The organism is Curtobacterium pomorum, from assembly GCF_044497295.1.
In the GTDB taxonomy this organism is placed as follows: Bacteria; Actinomycetota; Actinomycetes; order Actinomycetales; family Microbacteriaceae; genus Curtobacterium.
In genome coordinates this window covers 3,701,795-3,718,559 of the sequence record NZ_CP172409.1, presented here as the reverse complement: position 1 = coordinate 3,718,559, position 16,765 = coordinate 3,701,795, and the positions used below count along the sequence as shown (strand labels likewise).

At 71.7% G+C, this 16,765-nt stretch carries 18 protein-coding genes; 8 read left to right on the top strand and 10 right to left on the bottom strand.

All coding sequences use genetic code 11. From position 1 onward, the window contains the following. Positions 1 to 8 precede the first annotated feature (8 nt). The 3 genes from ACGH48_RS17835 to ACGH48_RS17825 all read right to left on the bottom strand — a co-directional run bounded on the left by ACGH48_RS17835 (position 9) and on the right by ACGH48_RS17825 (position 1,566). Complete coding sequence (locus ACGH48_RS17835; protein ID WP_340197810.1) at positions 9 to 368, bottom strand: GntR family transcriptional regulator; 360 nt, start codon at positions 366 to 368, stop codon at positions 9 to 11. 10 nt (positions 369 to 378) lie between these two features. Further along, positions 379 to 951: a DUF1684 domain-containing protein gene (locus tag ACGH48_RS17830; RefSeq protein WP_396291139.1), complete on the bottom strand. Its 573-nt coding sequence runs from the start codon at positions 949 to 951 to the stop codon at positions 379 to 381. Positions 952 to 1,083: 132 nt separating this feature from the next. Then, positions 1,084 to 1,566 carry a hypothetical protein gene (locus tag ACGH48_RS17825; protein ID WP_340197808.1) on the bottom strand — a complete coding sequence of 161 codons (483 nt, stop codon included), beginning with the start codon at positions 1,564 to 1,566 and terminating at the stop codon, positions 1,084 to 1,086. Positions 1,567 to 1,640: 74 nt separating this feature from the next. On the opposite strand from ACGH48_RS17825, the gene ACGH48_RS17820 reads away from it, so the two are divergent. Further along, the gene (locus tag ACGH48_RS17820; protein WP_396289571.1) at positions 1,641 to 2,408 is read left to right on the top strand and encodes a carbonic anhydrase; all 768 of its coding nucleotides are present in this window, start codon (positions 1,641 to 1,643) and stop codon (positions 2,406 to 2,408) included. Positions 2,409 to 2,411: 3 nt separating this feature from the next. Here ACGH48_RS17820 and ACGH48_RS17815 read toward each other — a convergent pair whose 3' ends face one another. Beyond that, a complete protein-coding gene (locus ACGH48_RS17815; RefSeq protein ID WP_123311676.1) occupies positions 2,412 to 3,044 on the bottom strand; it encodes a GNAT family N-acetyltransferase in 633 nt (210 codons plus the stop codon). Between the two features lie 97 nt (positions 3,045 to 3,141). Between ACGH48_RS17815 and ACGH48_RS17810 the strand changes: the two genes are divergently transcribed. Further along, positions 3,142 to 3,747: a hypothetical protein gene (locus tag ACGH48_RS17810; protein WP_396289570.1), complete on the top strand. Its 606-nt coding sequence runs from the start codon at positions 3,142 to 3,144 to the stop codon at positions 3,745 to 3,747. A 66-nt stretch (positions 3,748 to 3,813) separates the two neighbouring features. Continuing rightward, entirely contained in the window at positions 3,814 to 4,116 is a 303-nt protein-coding gene (locus ACGH48_RS17805) for a DUF427 domain-containing protein (protein WP_111083501.1), read from the top strand. A 46-nt stretch (positions 4,117 to 4,162) separates the two neighbouring features. On the opposite strand, the gene ACGH48_RS17800 is transcribed toward ACGH48_RS17805, so the two are convergent. From ACGH48_RS17800 to ACGH48_RS17775, 6 genes are all read right to left on the bottom strand, one after another. Continuing rightward, positions 4,163 to 5,422 (bottom strand): Nramp family divalent metal transporter, encoded by a 1,260-nt coding sequence (locus ACGH48_RS17800; RefSeq protein WP_396289569.1) that lies wholly within the window; start codon positions 5,420 to 5,422, stop codon positions 4,163 to 4,165. 75 nt (positions 5,423 to 5,497) lie between these two features. Then, complete coding sequence (locus tag ACGH48_RS17795) at positions 5,498 to 6,193, bottom strand: CGNR zinc finger domain-containing protein (RefSeq protein WP_123311680.1); 696 nt, start codon at positions 6,191 to 6,193, stop codon at positions 5,498 to 5,500. 47 nt (positions 6,194 to 6,240) lie between these two features. Continuing rightward, positions 6,241 to 6,732 (bottom strand): SprT-like domain-containing protein, encoded by a 492-nt coding sequence (locus ACGH48_RS17790; protein WP_123311682.1) that lies wholly within the window; start codon positions 6,730 to 6,732, stop codon positions 6,241 to 6,243. After that, positions 6,729 to 7,559 (bottom strand): hypothetical protein, encoded by an 831-nt coding sequence (locus ACGH48_RS17785; RefSeq protein WP_111083497.1) that lies wholly within the window; start codon positions 7,557 to 7,559, stop codon positions 6,729 to 6,731. Before ACGH48_RS17785 ends, ACGH48_RS17790 begins: the two co-directional genes overlap by 4 nt. A 125-nt stretch (positions 7,560 to 7,684) precedes the next feature. Beyond that, entirely contained in the window at positions 7,685 to 8,377 is a 693-nt protein-coding gene (locus ACGH48_RS17780) for a hypothetical protein (protein ID WP_396289568.1), read from the bottom strand. 116 nt (positions 8,378 to 8,493) lie between these two features. Beyond that, the gene (locus ACGH48_RS17775) at positions 8,494 to 9,336 is read right to left on the bottom strand and encodes a spermidine synthase (protein WP_123311686.1); all 843 of its coding nucleotides are present in this window, start codon (positions 9,334 to 9,336) and stop codon (positions 8,494 to 8,496) included. A gap of 143 nt (positions 9,337 to 9,479) precedes the next feature. Between ACGH48_RS17775 and ACGH48_RS17770 the strand changes: the two genes are divergently transcribed. From ACGH48_RS17770 to rpoB, 5 genes are all read left to right on the top strand, one after another. Further along, on the top strand, positions 9,480 to 10,040 hold the full coding sequence (locus tag ACGH48_RS17770; RefSeq protein ID WP_396289566.1) for a hypothetical protein: 561 nt from the start codon (positions 9,480 to 9,482) through the stop codon (positions 10,038 to 10,040). After that, positions 10,037 to 11,278, top strand: coding sequence for a sensor histidine kinase (locus ACGH48_RS17765; RefSeq protein ID WP_396289565.1), 1,242 nt, complete (start codon positions 10,037 to 10,039; stop codon positions 11,276 to 11,278). The genes ACGH48_RS17770 and ACGH48_RS17765 overlap by 4 nt, the downstream gene beginning before the upstream one ends. After that, positions 11,275 to 11,925: a response regulator transcription factor gene (locus tag ACGH48_RS17760; RefSeq protein WP_123311693.1), complete on the top strand. Its 651-nt coding sequence runs from the start codon at positions 11,275 to 11,277 to the stop codon at positions 11,923 to 11,925. Before ACGH48_RS17765 ends, ACGH48_RS17760 begins: the two co-directional genes overlap by 4 nt. Before the next feature lie 315 nt (positions 11,926 to 12,240). Further along, positions 12,241 to 12,852 (top strand): hypothetical protein, encoded by a 612-nt coding sequence (locus tag ACGH48_RS17755; RefSeq protein ID WP_396289564.1) that lies wholly within the window; start codon positions 12,241 to 12,243, stop codon positions 12,850 to 12,852. A gap of 407 nt (positions 12,853 to 13,259) precedes the next feature. Beyond that, positions 13,260 to 16,748 carry a DNA-directed RNA polymerase subunit beta gene (gene rpoB / locus ACGH48_RS17750; RefSeq protein WP_111083490.1) on the top strand — a complete coding sequence of 1,163 codons (3,489 nt, stop codon included), beginning with the start codon at positions 13,260 to 13,262 and terminating at the stop codon, positions 16,746 to 16,748. The last annotated feature ends 17 nt before the right edge of the window (positions 16,749 to 16,765 follow it).

Below are 16,765 nucleotides of genomic sequence, written 5' to 3'. Positions count from 1 at the left end.
CTCCGGGGCTACGCGGGCCAGGCGTCCTTGAGCGCGGTGGCCGCCTGGTCGGCGGAGAGCCCGGCACCGCGGGCAGCGGCCGCCAGGGCACGTGCGGCGTCCGCGACCGCGTCCGGCACCTCGGCCGGCCGCACCACCCGTGTCCCGGCGCCGCGCGCGGTGTGCACGAGCCCGGCCTCCTCGAGCAGCTGGTAGGCCTTCGCGACCGTCCCTGCGGCGAGTCCGAGCTCGTCGGCCAGGCCGCGCACGCTCGGCAGTCGTTCGCCGTCGACGAGGTACCCCGCACCGATCTGCGCCGCGATCTGCGAGCGGACCTGCTCGAAGGGCGGCACGCGTCCGCCGGCGTCGAGTGCGACCAGACCTGTCATGCGTTCCACCCTAGAAGTCGTACTGCTCGCCGACCGGGATCGGCACCGGCACGGTGTTGCCGGGAGGCGCGAGCGGGCACGCCCACGCCGGGTCGTACGCGCACGACGGGTTGTACGCGAAGTTGAAGTCCAGCACGAGCGAGTCCGCGTCGTCGCCGCCGAGGTCCGAGCCCTTGATCGTGTCGAGCAGGTAGCGTCCGCCGCCGTACGTGCCGCGGGCCTTGCCGGCGCTGGAGTCCTTCACGGGGACGAACAGGCCACCCGCGTACCCGCCGTGCTCCCACACGTCGAGGGTGCCGACTCCGGGGATCCGCACGAGGCCGAGGCGGTCGAAGTGGACGACGCCGTCGGTGCCGGTCTCGAAGTCGAACTCGGCTGGCTCCGTCGCCTCGATGCGGACCTGGAACCGCCAGGCGGGGTCGTAGTCCGGCACGGGCAGCGACTCGAAGTCGTGGGCGTCCTCGTCGAGGAGCGGCGACGCCGGGTGCTCCGCGAACATCGCGTCGCGGGTCTCCCGCCACAGCGCGTGCGCCGTCTGCGGATCCGGCGTCGCACGGACACGGCGGTACAGGTCGAACGTCATGCGCCGCCAGTCCACGGTCGCGAGCGTGCTCCGCACGCGGTCGTCGGTCGTCGGCTCCTGGGGGCGCGTCTGGCTCACGTGGTCGAGGCTACGCCCGCTCCGCGGCGGACGGGAGGCCCGACTCGCCCTGCGTCAGTCGGCATCCGTCCGCCAGGTGGGTGCGAGCGCACGCATCCGGTACGCCCGCCACTGCCAGATGACCCACATCCCCGGCCACAGCAGTGCGCCGAGCGGCCACGGCCGCATCCGGTAGGTGAGGCGGTCGATCAGCAGCGTCCGGTCGCCGGGAGCCGGGACGACGGCCATCCGGTGGCGCATCGTCATCCGGCCGAACAGCCCGCTCGTCCCGCCCCCGTTGTCGCGCTGCACGGGGACTCCGTCGATCTCGTACAGGTCGAGGTCGACGTGCGTGTCGCCGCTCGGCACGAGCCCGAACGCACTCGCGGTGATCGGGTGCGGGTGTCCCGGTTCCCACCGCTCGGGGAACCCCTCGGGGCTGCGCGAGCGGTACACCAGGAACGGTTTCGTCACCGCGACCATCACGGACGGGGACAGCAGGGCGTCGCGCACGGCGGCCACCGGCGCGTCGAGGACGATCCGGATACCGACGTGCATGCCGAGGACCCTACGCTCGCGGCCCACACCCGCTCTCGGCAAATGTGAAATACGAGTATGTGAGTGTGTACAGCATGCGAACCACTCACCACCGCCTCCCCCTGCTCGCCGCCCCCGCCGTCCTCCTCGTCCTCGCCGGCTGCGCGGCCGGAACGCCTCCCGAGGCCGACGCGCACGACGCCGGCACGTCGTGGTCGTACGAGGGTGCCGGGTCACCGGAGCGCTGGGGCGCCCTCGCCGACGAGTACGGCACCTGCGGCACCGGCGAGCGGCAGTCCCCGATCGACCTGCCGGCAGCTCGCGGTGGCGCCGACCTCGACCTCGTCGGCTCCGGCGCCGTCCGGGGTCTGACGGCGGACAACGGGCACACCGTGCAGTTCACGGCCGGTGACGGCGCCTCGACGACCATCGCGGGCGAGGACCTCGACCTCGTCCAGATGCACTTCCACGCGGGTTCGGAGCACACCGTCGACGGCGAGCCGGCCGATGCGGAGTTCCACTTCGTGCACGCCGACGGCCGCGGCGACCTGACCGTCGTCGGGGTCCTCGCCGAGCGGGGCACGCACAACCCCGCCTACGAGAGCTACCTCGCCGGGGCGACGGCAGGTGCCGGCCGCGAGAGCACGGTGGACATCGAGGCGATGCTGCCGGAGGTCAGGTCGTTCGCGACGTACGAGGGCTCGCTCACCACGCCGCCGTGCACCGAAGGCGTGCGGTGGATCGTGCTCGAGGAACCGATCGAACTCGGCGCCGACCAGCTCGCCGACCTCGAGGCGGCGCACGTCGAGAACGCGCGTCCGGTCCAGCCGCTCGGCGACCGGATCGTCCGTCACACGCTCTGACGGTCAGGCGTGCCGGGCGGACCGGCGGCGGGACCCCTCGGCGCGGTCGTGCTGCCGGAGCCGCTCGGCCAGGGACAGCCGGACAGCCGGCCACTCCGACGCGATGATCGAGAACACCACGGTGTCGCGGAGCGTGCCGTCGCGGCCGATGGAGTGGTTCCGCAGGACGCCGTCCTGCTTCGCGCCCAGGCCGGCGATCGCGGCGCGGGACTGGTGGTTGTGCCAGTGCGTGCGGAACTCGACCGCGATGCACTGCCACGCCTCGAACGCGTGGGACAGCATCAGCAGCTTCGACTCGGTGTTGATGCCCGACCGCTGCGCCGACTTCGCCAGGAAGGTGCTGCCGATCTCGACGTGCCGGTTGCCCGGGTCGATGTTCATGAAGGTCGTCGAACCGACCACGCGGCCGGTCGGACGGTCCCGCACCGCGAAGGGCACCATGCGGCCGGCCTCGTGCTCGGCGAGACGCCGGTCGATCTCGTCCTCGACCTGGGCCGGCGCGGGGACCGAGGTGTACCAGGTCCGCCACAGATCGCCGTCGGTCACCGCTGCCCGCAGGTCGTCCGCGTGCTCCTGTGAGAGGGGCTCGAGCGTCACACGGTCGCCGGTCAGGGTGGGCGCGGGGGCGATCTCCATGGAAGTGCATCCTACGGTCGTCGACCCTGGCGGAGCCTGTCGGGACGGTGACCCTGTGGAGAGGGACAGCATCGTCCGGACGGCTATCGTGACGGACGTGGCAGAACGCACCCAGGAGCAGTACCAGGTCCGGTTCGCGTGGGGCGCCGGCGGGGCCGCACGCATCGCGCACGGCGCACACCTCGTCGTCTGGGTGGACGTCCTGCCGGGCTCGCCGGACGCGGCGGCGCAGCGCCGCGTGCTCCGGAACGCGACCGCCCGGGTACCGGACGGGCCGGAGGTCGTGCTCGGCCACCTCGGCAACGCGACCGCGATCGCGGAACGGGTGACGGGCCTCCAGGCCGAACGCGGCGACCGCTGCGTCGTCGCCGTCGTCGCCGCCGGGCTGCACCACGCCGGTGCCCTGGACGACGCGGCCGAGGCCGCGGGCGAAGCCGTCGACGTGCCCGACGCCCCCGACTTCGCGGTCGAGGACCTGCTCGCGGCCGGTGCCGTCGTCGACGCGCTCGCCGCAGTCGGGATCGACCACACCGCGCCGGAGGCCGCCGCCGCCTGCGCGGCGTACACGGGGCTCCGACGCGCGGTGAAGCACCTGGTCACGGCGTCCGAGAGCGCGTCCGCCCTCGGACGCGAACACGTGCACGCGGCACTCGCCGTCGGGCCGGACCTGGTCGTCCTGCGGGAATCACGGGGCCGGGCGTAGCGTTCGGGCGGACAGGGCCGGTGCGCCGTCCAGGCCGTCCGGCACCAGCGAGCGAAGGAGCAACGCATGAAGGCAGTCGTCGGCGACACGGTGATCGCGGAGGCCCCGGAAGAGGACCTCATCAAGATCGAGGGCAACTGGTACTTCCCGCCGTCGAGCGTGAAGTCCGAGCTCTTCACCGAGAGCCCCACCCAGTACCACTGCCCGTGGAAGGGCGACACGCAGTACTTCACGGTGAACGTCGACGGGCAGGCGCTGCAGGACCGTGCGTGGTCCTACCCGACGCCGATCCCGTCGTCGTTCGACCGGGTCGGCAAGGACTACTCGGGCTACGTCGCGTTCTGGAAGGACGTCACGGTCGTCGAGTGACGACCGACGTCGTGTCGCGCACCGCGTCGGCGAGCACCGTCGGTGCTCATCCCGTCAGGGTGAGCACGATCAGCGCGACGTTGAGCGCCACGATGACAGCCGCGATCACCCACGCCACCGCGCGGGTGGTCGCGGCGTTCACGTCGGAGCCCATGACGCTCCGGCGGGACGTGTAGACCACCAGCGGGACGATCGCGAAGGCGATCCCGAAGCTCAGCACGACCTGGCTCACCACGAGCAGCATCGTCGCATCGGCACCGACCGCGAGCAGCACGATCGCCGGCACCAGGGTGATCACGCGCCGTGCCACCAGCGGGATCCGCACGTGCAGCAGCCCCTTCATGATCTCGGCGCCGGCCATGCAGCCGACCGAGGTCGACGCCAGCCCTGACGCCAGCAGACCCACCGCGAACAGCACGCCGACGACGGGTCCGACGTGCTCGGCGATCGCCCGCTGTGCGCCGGGGATCGAGTCGGTGTCCGCGACGCCGGGCAGCGTCGCCGCGGCGAGGACGAGCATGCAGATGTTCACACCACCGGCGACGACCAGTGCGAGGCCCACGTCCCACCGGGTGGCGACGAGCACCCGGCGGCGCTCGGGACCGGCGGGGACGTCGCCGTGGCGGTCGCGGGCCAGCGCGGAGTGCAGGTACACCGCGTGGGGCATCACCGTCGCGCCGAGCATCGACGCCGCCAGCATCACCGACTCGGAGCCCTCGAACCGCGGAACCAGGCCGCTGACGAGCTCGGCGGGGGAGACCTGGGCGAACAGCAGTCCGGCGCAGAACCCGACGGTCAGGACCGCGAGCATCGCGGTGACGACGGCTTCGAACGTGCGGGTCCCGCGGCGACTGTGCAGGGTCAGCAGGAGCATGGAGACGACGCCGGTGATGAGCCCGCCCGCGACGAGCGGCAGGCCGAACAGCAGGTGCAGGGCGAGTGCGCCGCCGATCACCTCGGCGACGTCGGTCGCGGCCGCGACGATCTCGGCCTGTCCCCAGAACAGCAGGCGCGGGGTGCGGCGCATCCGCAGCCCGAGGTGCTCCGGCAGCGACTTGCCCGTGACGACGCCGAGCTTGGCGGACAGGTACTGCACGACCACGGCGCTGGCGTTCGCGGCGACCAGGACCCAGAGCAGCAGGTAGCCGTACTTCGCACCGGCGGTGAGGTTGGCGGCGACGTTGCCGGGGTCGACGTAGGCGATGGCCGCGACGAACGCCGGGCCGAGCAGGGTGAGCCCGGCAGCCCGTCGCCGCGGTGCGCCCGAGGGGTGCTCGGTGGTCCTGGCGGCGGCGGTGTCGGTCACGACCCCAGCATGCCAGAGAATTCGGTGCGCCGAATCTTTTTGTTGGAAGGCGAGATCCCGGCGGAGGGCGAGTGGTCAGGCGGCTGCGCGCCGAGCGCGGTGCGCCCGGACCTTGGCGCGGTTCCCGCACCGCTGCATGGAGCACCAGCGGCGGGTCCCGCCCCGCGAGGAGTCGTAGAACACCAGCGCGCAGTCGTCCGCCGAGCAGCGGCTCAGGCGCGTCGGGCGGCCGTCGGCCTCGACGTCGTCGAATCCGACCTCGGTGAACAGCGCGACCGCGTCGCGCGCGACGCTGGACAGGGCCTGGGCCAGGCGGACGCGGTTGGCTCCGGCGCGGCGTCGGCCACCCGGGAGGCTCGGGGGCACGTCCGGCAGGGCGGCGAACAGGTTGACGGTGTCGATGTCGTCGGGCGCGGGGCGCGTGCGGCCGGTCCCGGCACGCAGGCCCGCCGCGACCGCGGTCCGCTCCGCGGCGGTGGTCGCCGGACCGGGAGCCGCGGCGACGGCCAGTCGCGCGATGGCCGCGCGGAGCGCGCGGGCGTCCTGCAGCTCACGGGCGCTCGCCCCGACGTCGATGGGCTCGGTGTGGTCGCTGAGCCACTCGTCCAGGTCAGCCGGGCTCGCGAGCAGTTCGCCGAGCTGCGACCGGGGGCGCCGGCCGTCCGGGTCGTCGGCGAACCCGCCGGTGTGCGCGAAGTCCAGGGCGATCCGACCGGCGTCGAAGAACCAGGTGGAACCGGCGTCAGTGCGGATGTGCTGCCCCGTGTGCATCCGTCCAGGCTAACGGGTTACCGGCGCGCCTCCGCGCGCCGACGGACTCATGCGGTAGTCGAGGCCACCGTCGAGGGGTCGTCCGCCGCGCTCCGACGTCGCCAGACGATGGCGTTGCGGGCATCGAACCGGCGGGAGCACCGGGCGCAGGCGAGCGGACGGGTGGGCGTCCGGTAGCGGAAGTGCTCGTGTCCGGCGGGGCAGGTCCCGATCCACGGTGCGAGCTCGCTGGCGATCGGGCCGTCGTGCAGCCGCGAACCCGTGTACCCGATGGCGGCCGCGGTCCGCTTCCACTTCGGACCGTGGCCGGCGCGGGCCCCGGCGAGGGCGTGGGCGACCTCGTGCAGCAGGACCTGTTCGACGTCGTCGTCCGAGAACCGTGCGGCGAGGTGCCGGCTGACCGTGATGCGCTTGCGGGCGAAGTCGCACTGCCCGGCGCGGGTCTTCGCGTGGTCGAAGCCGAAGGCCCACGAACCGGCGCCGAGGTGCTCGGTGATGAGGGCCTCGGCGCGGGAGCGGACCGTCTCGAGTGCGGTCACTGGTCGGCGCGGGGGTCGGCCTGGCCCTTCTTGGCTGCCCGGGCGGCGATCCGGCCCCAGATGTCGTCGGCCTCGGTGCGGGCGGCGTCCGGCGCACCGAGCACCCGGCGGCGGATCGGCGGCACCTGCTTGACCGGTTCGGCGACGCGCATGGTCGGTTCGTCGTCCTCGGCGCGGCGGGCGGCGACCTCACGGGCCGTCCGCGGCTTGTCGGCCGGTTCCGCGGGGTGTGTGATCGACGCGCGCATCGCGGCCTCGACCGCGGTGCGCAGGGCGTCGGTGCGCTCGGACGGCGCACCCGCCTGTCGGAACGCCTGGTAGGCGCGGGACAGCGCGGCGCGGGCCTCCTCGAAGCGGTCGTTCTCGAACAGCGACCAGCCCTCGATCTCGGCGGCGGCGCCCTCGAGCTCCGGCCACTCCTCGGTCGCGGCGGTGTCACGGGCCAGGGCGGCCTCGGTCGCCGCACGCTCGTGCCGACCGAGGTCGTGCAGGATGTGCGCGCGACGGATCCGGGCGGCGACCTTGTCCTGGCGCTCCCCGGTGAACATCGCCAGGCGGAAGACCTCTTCCGCGACGACGAGCGACTCGTCGAGACGGCCGAGCAGACGGAGGAGCTCGGCGCGTTCCGCGAGGGCTTCGGTACTGCGGCTCTGACCGAGGTCGCGCAGACGCTGGTGCACGGCGTCGACGTCGACCGCCGGTCGCAGGCTGATGGGCGCGAAGGTGCTGCCCGGGCTGACCCCGGCCGTCACGGGAGCCGCGTGGCGCGGTTCACGGGACGGGTCGGACGGGTCGGGCTGCTGACGGTCGTCGGGCGGGAGGGACATCGGTTCGAGGGTAGCCGCGCTCTGCCGGGAGCGGCCGGTGCGACGCGCTCAGGCTTCGCGCTGTGGACGCAGAACGGCCCGCCGTGCCGGAGCACGACGGGCCGTCGGAGCGGCTGGTCAGCGGATCAGGACATCCCGCTCGCGGCGACCGCCGCGAAGCCGATGGCGATGCCGAAGGCGATCACCGCGACGACGGCGAGGATGATCGCGACGACGCCCCAGGCACGCCCGCGCTTGGTGACGGCCGCGATGATGCCCTGCACGATCGCCCACAGGCCGAGGGCGGTGCCGAGGTAGAACATGAGCGACCCGGTGACGGCGTTGGACGACGTCATCAGTTCGGTGATCTGCGAGTCGCTCGGCGTCGCCCCGCTGTTCTCCATCGAGTCGCGGAAGGCCTCGGAGCCGCCGAAGGCCTGCCCGAACAGGTACCCGCCGATGACGCCGACGACGAGCGCCGCGAGACCGACGACGAACGCCACGACGCCCAGGGTCTTCTTCTTGGCCTTCGGCTCCTCGTAGCTCTGCCACGCCGGTGAACCGGAGCTCGCGGGCGCCGCGGCGTACGGCTGCTGGCCGTACTGCTGCTGGCCGTGCTGCTGCTCGCCACCCCAGTTCGGCGTGCCCGACGGCTGCTGCCCGTACTGGTCCTGCTGCTCGCCGTACCGGGGAGCGGGCTGTCCGTACTGCGGCGTCGAGTCGCTCCGCTCGCCGTACCGCGGTGCCTCGGCGGCGGGCTGCTGCTGCGGGGCTCCGCCCCAGCTCGGCGCCTGGCCGTCGCCCGTCCGGTCCTGGTTGCTCCGGTCGTCGTTCGTCATCAGGGGATCCCATCGCTCGGTCGCGCACCTGCGCGGTCGTTCAGACCATCCTGACAGCCGCACCCGCCGAGTGCCCGGGAACGGCCTCGCGCGCCGCCCCCGTCGTCGGCGTGGGATCAGCCGCCGAACACGCTCCGGTTCGGCTCCGGCGACGCCACGGCCGTCGCGTCGGTGACGATCGGGGCCCCGGCGATGAACGCCCGCAACTCCGCACCGTGGACGACCTTCGCCGGCATCGGGTCCGAGGAGTACCGCCGCGGCATCTCGGCGATCGGCAGGTCGGTCGGCGAGCCGAGCAGCACGATGTTCCCGAACCGACGGCCCTTGAGCATCCCGGTGTCCGCCACCGCCGCGACCGACGGCAGCACGGCCTGCAGCGTCGACGCCTGCCCACGCGCGAACGCGAGCCCCGCGCCGTCGGCCACGTTCACGGCGACGATGCCGGTCGGCGACAGGAACGCGGCGACCTCGCGGTAGAACTCGATGCTCGTCACGTGCGCCGGGATCTGCGACCCGCCGAAGACGTCGACCACCGCGAGGTCCACGGTGCCGCGCAGCCCGGTGGGGAGCTTGCCGAGGACCTCGCGCGCGTCGCCGTACCGCACCCGGATCGACGCGCCGCGTGGGAACGGCAGGACCTCACGGACGTGGTCCACCAGGTCGCGCTCGAGTTCGATGACCTGCTGGCGCGAGCCCGGCCGGGTCACGGCGACGTACCGGGGGAGCGTCAGGGCACCGGCGCCGAGGTGCAGCGCGGTGACCGGGCCGGAGGGCAGCAGGTCGATCGCGTGCCCGATCCGCCGGATGTACTCGAACGCCAGGTGGGTCGGGTCCTCGAGGTCGACGTGCGACTGCGGTGTGCCGTCGACGACGAGCGTGAAGGACCCGGGACGGTGCCGGTCCGGCTCGACCACCGAGTACCCCGCACCGATCCGGAACCCGTCGAACGCATCAGCCATGCCGTCAATCGAACACCACCGGACCGGCTCCACGATCACCACCCGTGCCCCCACCCCTGGTTGGTGTGCCCGTGGACGCCCCGGAACGAGGCTGGGGTCACCGGTCGGGAACGCCCGCCGGACCACCACGAAAGGCACCCACCATGTCGGTCCAGCTCCTCGCGAACGTCCTGCTCGGCGTCGCACTCGTCGGCTTCCTCGGGTACCGCCAGGCGACCTGGCAGTACCTCGACCCGGCGCGCATCTGGCGCACGCCGATGATCATGGCGATCGTCGGCGTGGTCGTCCTGGCGCAGACGTCGGCGACGGTCACCACGACCGACGTGGTGTTCCTCGGGATCGAGGCCCTGATCACCATCGGGGTCGGCCTGACGATGGGCACCATCACCCGGTTCCGTACCGTCGCCACCCCGGACCGCAAGGGTCGGACGATCCAGTCCCGCACGGGCTGGCTCGGGGCGTCGCTCTGGATCGTGCTCATCGTCGTCCGCATCGGCCTCGACGTCCTCGGGGGCCACCTCGGTGCGCACCTGCTGACCTCGACCGGCACGATCCTCCTCGTCCTCGCGCTGAACCGTGCTGCCCGCGCCCTGGTGATCGACCAGCGCATCCCGCGCGGAGACCGCGGAGACCGCGGAGACCGCGGCGACCGCGGCGACCGGACCCACGGCGGCCGCACCACCCGCGGCATGATGGTCCGGTGACCCTGCTGAGCGGACAGGACCCGACCGACCTCCCCGGGGGTCGGTCCCGTTCCGTCACGGCCTGGGGGCTCAACGCCCTCGGTGTCGCCGTCGTCGCGTTCTGGTTCGTGAAGAACGGCCTCGAGCAGCAGCTCCCCGCGTGGGTGTGGGTGGTCGGTGCGGTGGCGCTCGCCGCGTGGGCCCTCCGCGAGTCCGGTCGGACGCAGCGGGTCCTCGTCGTCGCCGGCGTCGTGATGATCGTCGCCGGATCCCTGACGGTCGTGGCGACCGACTCGCTCATGATCGTCCCCGTGATCGTCGGGATCGTCCTGCTCGGCGCGAACCTCCGGGTGCCGGTCTGGGCGGCAGCGGTGGCAGCGGTGGGGGCGGTCGTGGTCATCGCGGTCTGCGCCACGGTCGAGCACGCCTCGGTCCAGTTCGTCCTCGGCACGAGCGGCGGGCTGTTGCTCGGCGTCCTCATCGGGTTCAGCCGCCGGCAGTTCCGGATCGCGGCCGACCGTGCGCAGCAGGCCGAGCGCGAGCAGCAGCGGGCGCAGCTCCTCGCCGACCGGTCCCGGGCCTCGCGGGACATCCACGACGTCCTCGCGCACTCGCTGGGCGGCCTCGTGCTGCAGCTCGACGCCGTCGAGGCCCTGCTCGAGGCCGGCCGGGTCGACGACGCGACGAAGCGTGCGGGCGAGGCCAGGACCCTGGCGGCGGACGGCCTGGCCGAGGCCCGTCGCGCCGTGCACGCACTGCGCGACGACGCGGGGGCCGACCCGGCCACGGCCCCGGACCCGGCCGTGCGGACGAGCCCGGCCGACGTGCCGGACGCGAACCGGGCCTCCCGGACGTCCGACGACCACGTGCCGGACCGCGCCGACCTGACCGCCCTCGTCGACGCCCACCGCTCCTTCGGTGGCGCGATCGAGGTGCAGGGCGACGCGACCCTGGCCGCACTCGACGAGGCGCACCGCGCCGCCGTGGTCCAGGTCGTCCGCGAAGCCCTCAGCAACGCGCGCCGGCACGCGTCCGGCCGCCCCGTGTCGCTGTCCGTCATCCGCGACGGCGACGCCGTGGACGTCGTCGTGGCCAACCCGCTCACCGGCGGCGGCCAGGGCCTGCTCGGGATGCACGAGCGCTTCGCGGAGCTCGGCAGCAGCGCCACGGTCGAGGCGGAGCGGTCCGACGACGAGTTCGTCGTCGCGATGCACCTGCCGATCGACGCCGTGGCCGCCACCGAGGGAGAAGCCTCGTGACCATCCGTGTCCTCGTCGTCGACGACCAGGCGATCGTCCGCGACGGCCTGGTGACGGTGCTGTCGCTGGTGCCGGACCTGCAGGTGACCGGTGCGGCCGCCGACGGGGCCGAGGCGATCGCGGCGGTGGACCGCGACGTCCCCGACGTCGTGTTGATGGACCTGCGCATGCCCGGCACGGACGGGCCGACGGCGACCGCGCGCATCGTCGCCGACCACCCGCAGGTGGCGGTGCTCGTGCTGACGACCTACGCGGACGACGAGTCCATCGTGACCGCGCTCCGCGCGGGTGCCCGCGGGTACCTGACGAAGGACGCCGGGCGGACCGAGATCGCGACGGCGATCCGGGCCGTCGCTTCGGGGCAGTCGACGTTCGACGCGACGGTGGGCGCGCGGCTGGTGGCGCAGCTCGCGGGTGGCGGGGCGACGGCGTCCGCGCGCGCTGTGCCGGCGCTGCGCGAGCGGTTCCCGGACCTCACCCCGCGCGAGGCCGACGTGCTCGAGCACATCGCGGCGGGCCGGACGAACCCGCAGATCGCGGCGGAGTTGTTCCTGACGGTGCCGACGGTGAAGTCGTACGTGAACCAGGTGTTCGCGAAGCTCGGGGTCGCCACCCGCGCCGAGGCGGTCGCGCGCGTCCTGCGCTGACGCTCGGTGTCCGGTACCGGCGGGTACATGAATGCGTACACATGGACGGCCAGCGGACGCCAAGACTCGTTCCGTACCGTTCATGCGGTCGTCACGCGGAACCGCGTCGATGCGTGCAGTGCCCCACACCGCGCGCGTCCGCCCTTCCGACGTGACCACGACGTGCCGTCGAGCGCCCCCACCGCTCGGCCGTGCGCGTCGCGGGCGTGCTCCGCGCGCCCCTTCCGGTCACCCGCGCGCGCTGGCCGTGATCACATCGCACCCGTCATGTAAAATACGGGATGCAACACTCCGCCGAGCCGCAGGAGACCCGACATGACCGCCGACACGATGAGCGTGCCCACCACGCGCCTGGGCGCACCGACGACCCGCGCCACCCCGCGCACGACCGCGAGCCGACCGACGCGGGTGATCCGCGCCTCCCGTCCGGCCCATGCCGACCACGAGACGGCACCCACCTGGATGCGCGTGGTCGGGGCGGTCCTGCTCCTCGGCGGGCTCGGCCTGACCGCGGCGGTGACCGCCTGGCCGGGCGACGCACCGGAGGCCGCGCTCATCGTGCCGGCGCTGGTCGCGGTCGTGGCGGGTGTGCTGCTGCTGCTCGCACGAGCCGGGTTCGCCGTCACCGACACGCACGTCACGCTGCACTTCCGGCCGCTGCCCCCGCGGCGCATCGCGCGGCGGCGCATCACCGACGTCCGACTCGTCGAGGCGGACGCCCGCACCTACGGCGGAGTCGGCCTGCGGATCGGCCGCGGCGTGCGCGCCCTGATCCTCACCCCCGGACTCGGGATCGAGCTCACCGACGACCGTGGTCGCGTCACCTTCGTGCGCACCCGCCGACCCGAGGACGCATTCCGTGCGCTGGCGGGACGGCAGGGCCGGTCGGGAGGCGCGGGGCACGTCGAGCGCGAACGCCTCGGCTGAGCGGGCGGTCGCGTCCACTGCACGGGCCGGGTGCGCGGGCGGGGAATTCCGCGGGCACCGGGCGGCTTATACACGCCACTGCCGAATCCGGTCAAGCCAGGACTGGACAGCACGTCTCGGCGCGAACTATGATGACAGTTCGCGCTCCCTGGCATCCGTGTCGTCATATTGCGGTCGACGCAGAGTTCTGAGCCTCCAGGCTCAACTCGCCCTGGTGCAGCCGGACCCGTATATGGCGGCGGGTCCCGCTCACGGAGATCATCCCACACGTGCACCGACGTTCCGCGTCAGGCACGCGTCGGCGTGGTCACAGGGCATGAACTCGCGGGGATCGCCGAGCGATCAATCTACTCACCTACATGCTGCTCGTCAGTATCGGCCCGACGGGGCCTACGGAGGTCACACCCTTGGCTGCTGCGCCCAACGCATCCACCAACCCCAAGAACGGTCGCAACCACTCGCGACTCTCGTTCGCCAAGATCACGGACACCCTCACGGTTCCTGATCTGCTCGCACTCCAGACGGAGAGCTTCGACTGGCTCGTCGGCAACGACGTCTGGAAGGCCCGTCTCGCAGAGGGACAGGAGCAGGGTCGCACCGACCTCGCCCTGCACTCCGGGTTGGAGGAGATCTTCGAGGAGATCTCCCCGATCGAGGACCTCGGCGAGACCATGCAGCTCTCGTTCACGGCTCCCGAGCTCGAGGACCCCAAGTACTCGATCGACGACTGCAAGGAGCGCGGCAAGACCTACGCCGCTCCGCTGTACGTCAACGCCGAGTTCATGAACCACATGACGGGTGAGATCAAGACGCAGACGGTCTTCATGGGCGACTTCCCGCTCATGACCGAACGCGGCACGTTCATCATCAACGGCACCGAGCGCGTCGTCGTGTCGCAGCTCGTCCGTTCGCCCGGCGTGTACTTCGAGCGCCAGCAGGAGAAGACGTCCGACAAGGACATCTACTCCGCTCGCGTCATCCCCTCGCGTGGTGCCTGGCTCGAGTTCGAGATCGACAAGCGCGACCAGGTGGGCGTGCGCATCGACCGCAAGCGCAAGCAGTCCGTCACGGTCTTCCTCAAGGCGCTGGGTCTGACCAGCGAGGAGATCATGGAGGAGTTCCAGGGCTTCGCCTCGATCGAGTCGACCCTCGAGAAGGACGCCATCCTCACGAAGGAAGAGGCGCTCAAGGACATCTACCGCAAGCTGCGCCCGGGCGAGCAGGTCGCCGCCGAGGCCGCGCGTGCGCTGCTCGACAACTTCTACTTCAACTCGAAGCGCTACGACCTGGCGAAGGTGGGCCGCTACAAGGTCAACCGCAAGCTCGGGATCGACGCCCCGCTGTCCGACTCGGTGCTGACCGTCAAGGACATCGTCGCGACGATCAAGTACCTCGTGTCCCTGCACGCCGAGAAGACCACGCTGAACGGCGTGCGCGACGGCGAGCCGGTGCAGCTGCGCCTCGACGTGGACGACATCGACCACTTCGGCAACCGTCGCATCCGCGCCGTCGGCGAGCTCATCCAGAACCAGGTCCGCACGGGTCTGTCCCGCATGGAGCGCGTCGTCCGCGAGCGCATGACCACGCAGGACATCGAGGCGATCACGCCCCAGACGCTCATCAACGTGCGTCCGGTCGTCGCCGCGATCAAGGAGTTCTTCGGAACGTCCCAGCTGTCGCAGTTCATGGACCAGAACAACCCGCTCGCGGGCCTGACGCACAAGCGTCGTCTCTCGGCCCTCGGCCCGGGTGGTCTGTCCCGTGAGCGTGCCGGCGTCGAGGTCCGCGACGTCCACCCGTCGCACTACGGCCGCATGTGCCCGATCGAGACCCCGGAAGGCCCGAACATCGGCCTGATCGGCTCGCTCGCGTCGTTCGGTCGGATCAACTCGTTCGGCTTCATCGAGACCCCGTACCGTCGCGTCGTCAACGGCGAGGTCACGAAGACCATCGACTACCTCACCGCCTCGGAAGAGGACGAGTTCGTCGTCGCGCAGGCCAACGCCCCGCTGACCGACTCGTTCCACTTCGCCGACGACAAGGTCCTCGTCCGCAAGAAGGGTGGCGAGGTCGAACTCGTCGCCAAGGGCGAGGTCGACTACATGGACGTCTCGCCGCGCCAGATGGTGTCGGTCGCGACGTCGCTCATCCCGTTCCTCGAGCACGACGACGCGAACCGCGCCCTCATGGGTGCGAACATGCAGCGTCAGGCGGTCCCGCTGCTCCGTTCCGAGTCGCCGCTCGTCGGCACCGGCATGGAGGGCTACACCGCGATCGACGCCGGTGACGTCGTCACCGCCGACAAGGCCGGTGTCGTCTCCGAGGTCTCGGCCGACGCCGTGACCCTGCAGCTCGACGAGGGTGGCACGCAGACCTTCTACCTGCGCAAGTTCGACCGCTCCAACCAGGGCACGAGCTACAACCACCGCGTGGTCGTCTCGGCCGGCGAGCGTGTCGAGCAGGGTGAGGTCATCGCCGACGGTCCCGCGACGGAGAACGGCGAGCTCGCGCTCGGCAAGAACCTCCTCGTCGCGTTCATGCCGTGGGAGGGCTACAACTACGAGGACGCGATGATCCTGTCGCAGAACCTCATCAAGGACGACACGCTCTCCTCGATCCACATCGAGGAGTACGAGGTCGACGCCCGCGACACCAAGCTCGGCAAGGAGGAGATCACCCGTGACCTCCCCAACGTCAGCCCGGACCTGCTGGCCGACCTCGACGAGCGCGGCATCATCCGCATCGGTGCCGAGGTCCGCCCCGGCGACATCCTCGTCGGCAAGGTCACGCCGAAGGGCGAGACCGAGCTCTCCGCTGAAGAGCGCCTCCTCCGCGCCATCTTCAACGAGAAGTCGCGCGAAGTCCGCGACACCTCGCTGAAGGTGCCCCACGGTGAAGAGGGCACGATCATCGGCGTCAAGGTGTTCGACTCGCAGGACGGCGACGACGAACTGGGCTCTGGTGTCAACCAGCGCGTGGTCGTCTACATCGCCCAGAAGCGCAAGATCACCGCCGGTGACAAGCTCGCCGGTCGTCACGGCAACAAGGGCGTCATCTCGACCATCCTCCCGGTCGAGGACATGCCGTTCCTCGCCGACGGCACCCCGGTCGACATCGTCCTGAACCCGCTCGGCGTCCCCGGCCGCATGAACTTCGGCCAGGTCCTCGAGATCCACCTCGGTTGGCTCGCCAAGCAGGGCTGGAACGTCGAGGGCATCCAGGAGTGGGCGTCGGCGCTCCCCGAGGCAGCGCACAGCGCCGCTCCGGGCACGAAGGTCGCCACCCCGGTGTTCGACGGTGCGTACGAGCGTGAGATCGAGGGCCTCCTCGACTCGACCCTCCCGAACCGCGACGGCGAGCGCCTGATCGGCTCGTCCGGCAAGGCGCAGCTCTTCGACGGTCGCTCCGGCGAGCCGTTCCCGGAGCCCGTCTCGGTCGGCTACATGTACATCCTCAAGCTGCACCACCTGGTCGACGACAAGATCCACGCCCGTTCGACCGGGCCGTACTCGATGATCACGCAGCAGCCGCTGGGTGGTAAGGCGCAGTTCGGTGGACAGCGATTCGGCGAGATGGAGGTGTGGGCGCTCGAGGCGTACGGTGCCGCCTACGCCCTCCAGGAGCTCCTGACGATCAAGTCCGACGACATCCTCGGCCGCGTGAAGGTCTACGAGGCGATCGTCAAGGGTGAGAACATCCAGGAGCCCGGCATCCCCGAGTCCTTCAAGGTCCTCATGAAGGAGATGCAGTCGCTCTGCCTGAACGTCGAGGTCCTCTCGGCCGACGGCCAGGCGGTCAGCCTGCGCGACAACGATGACGAGGTCTTCCGCGCTGCGGAGGAGCTGGGCATCAACATCTCCTCGCGGTTCGAGTCGTCGTCCGTCGACGACATCTGATCCCGCCCGTACACGAA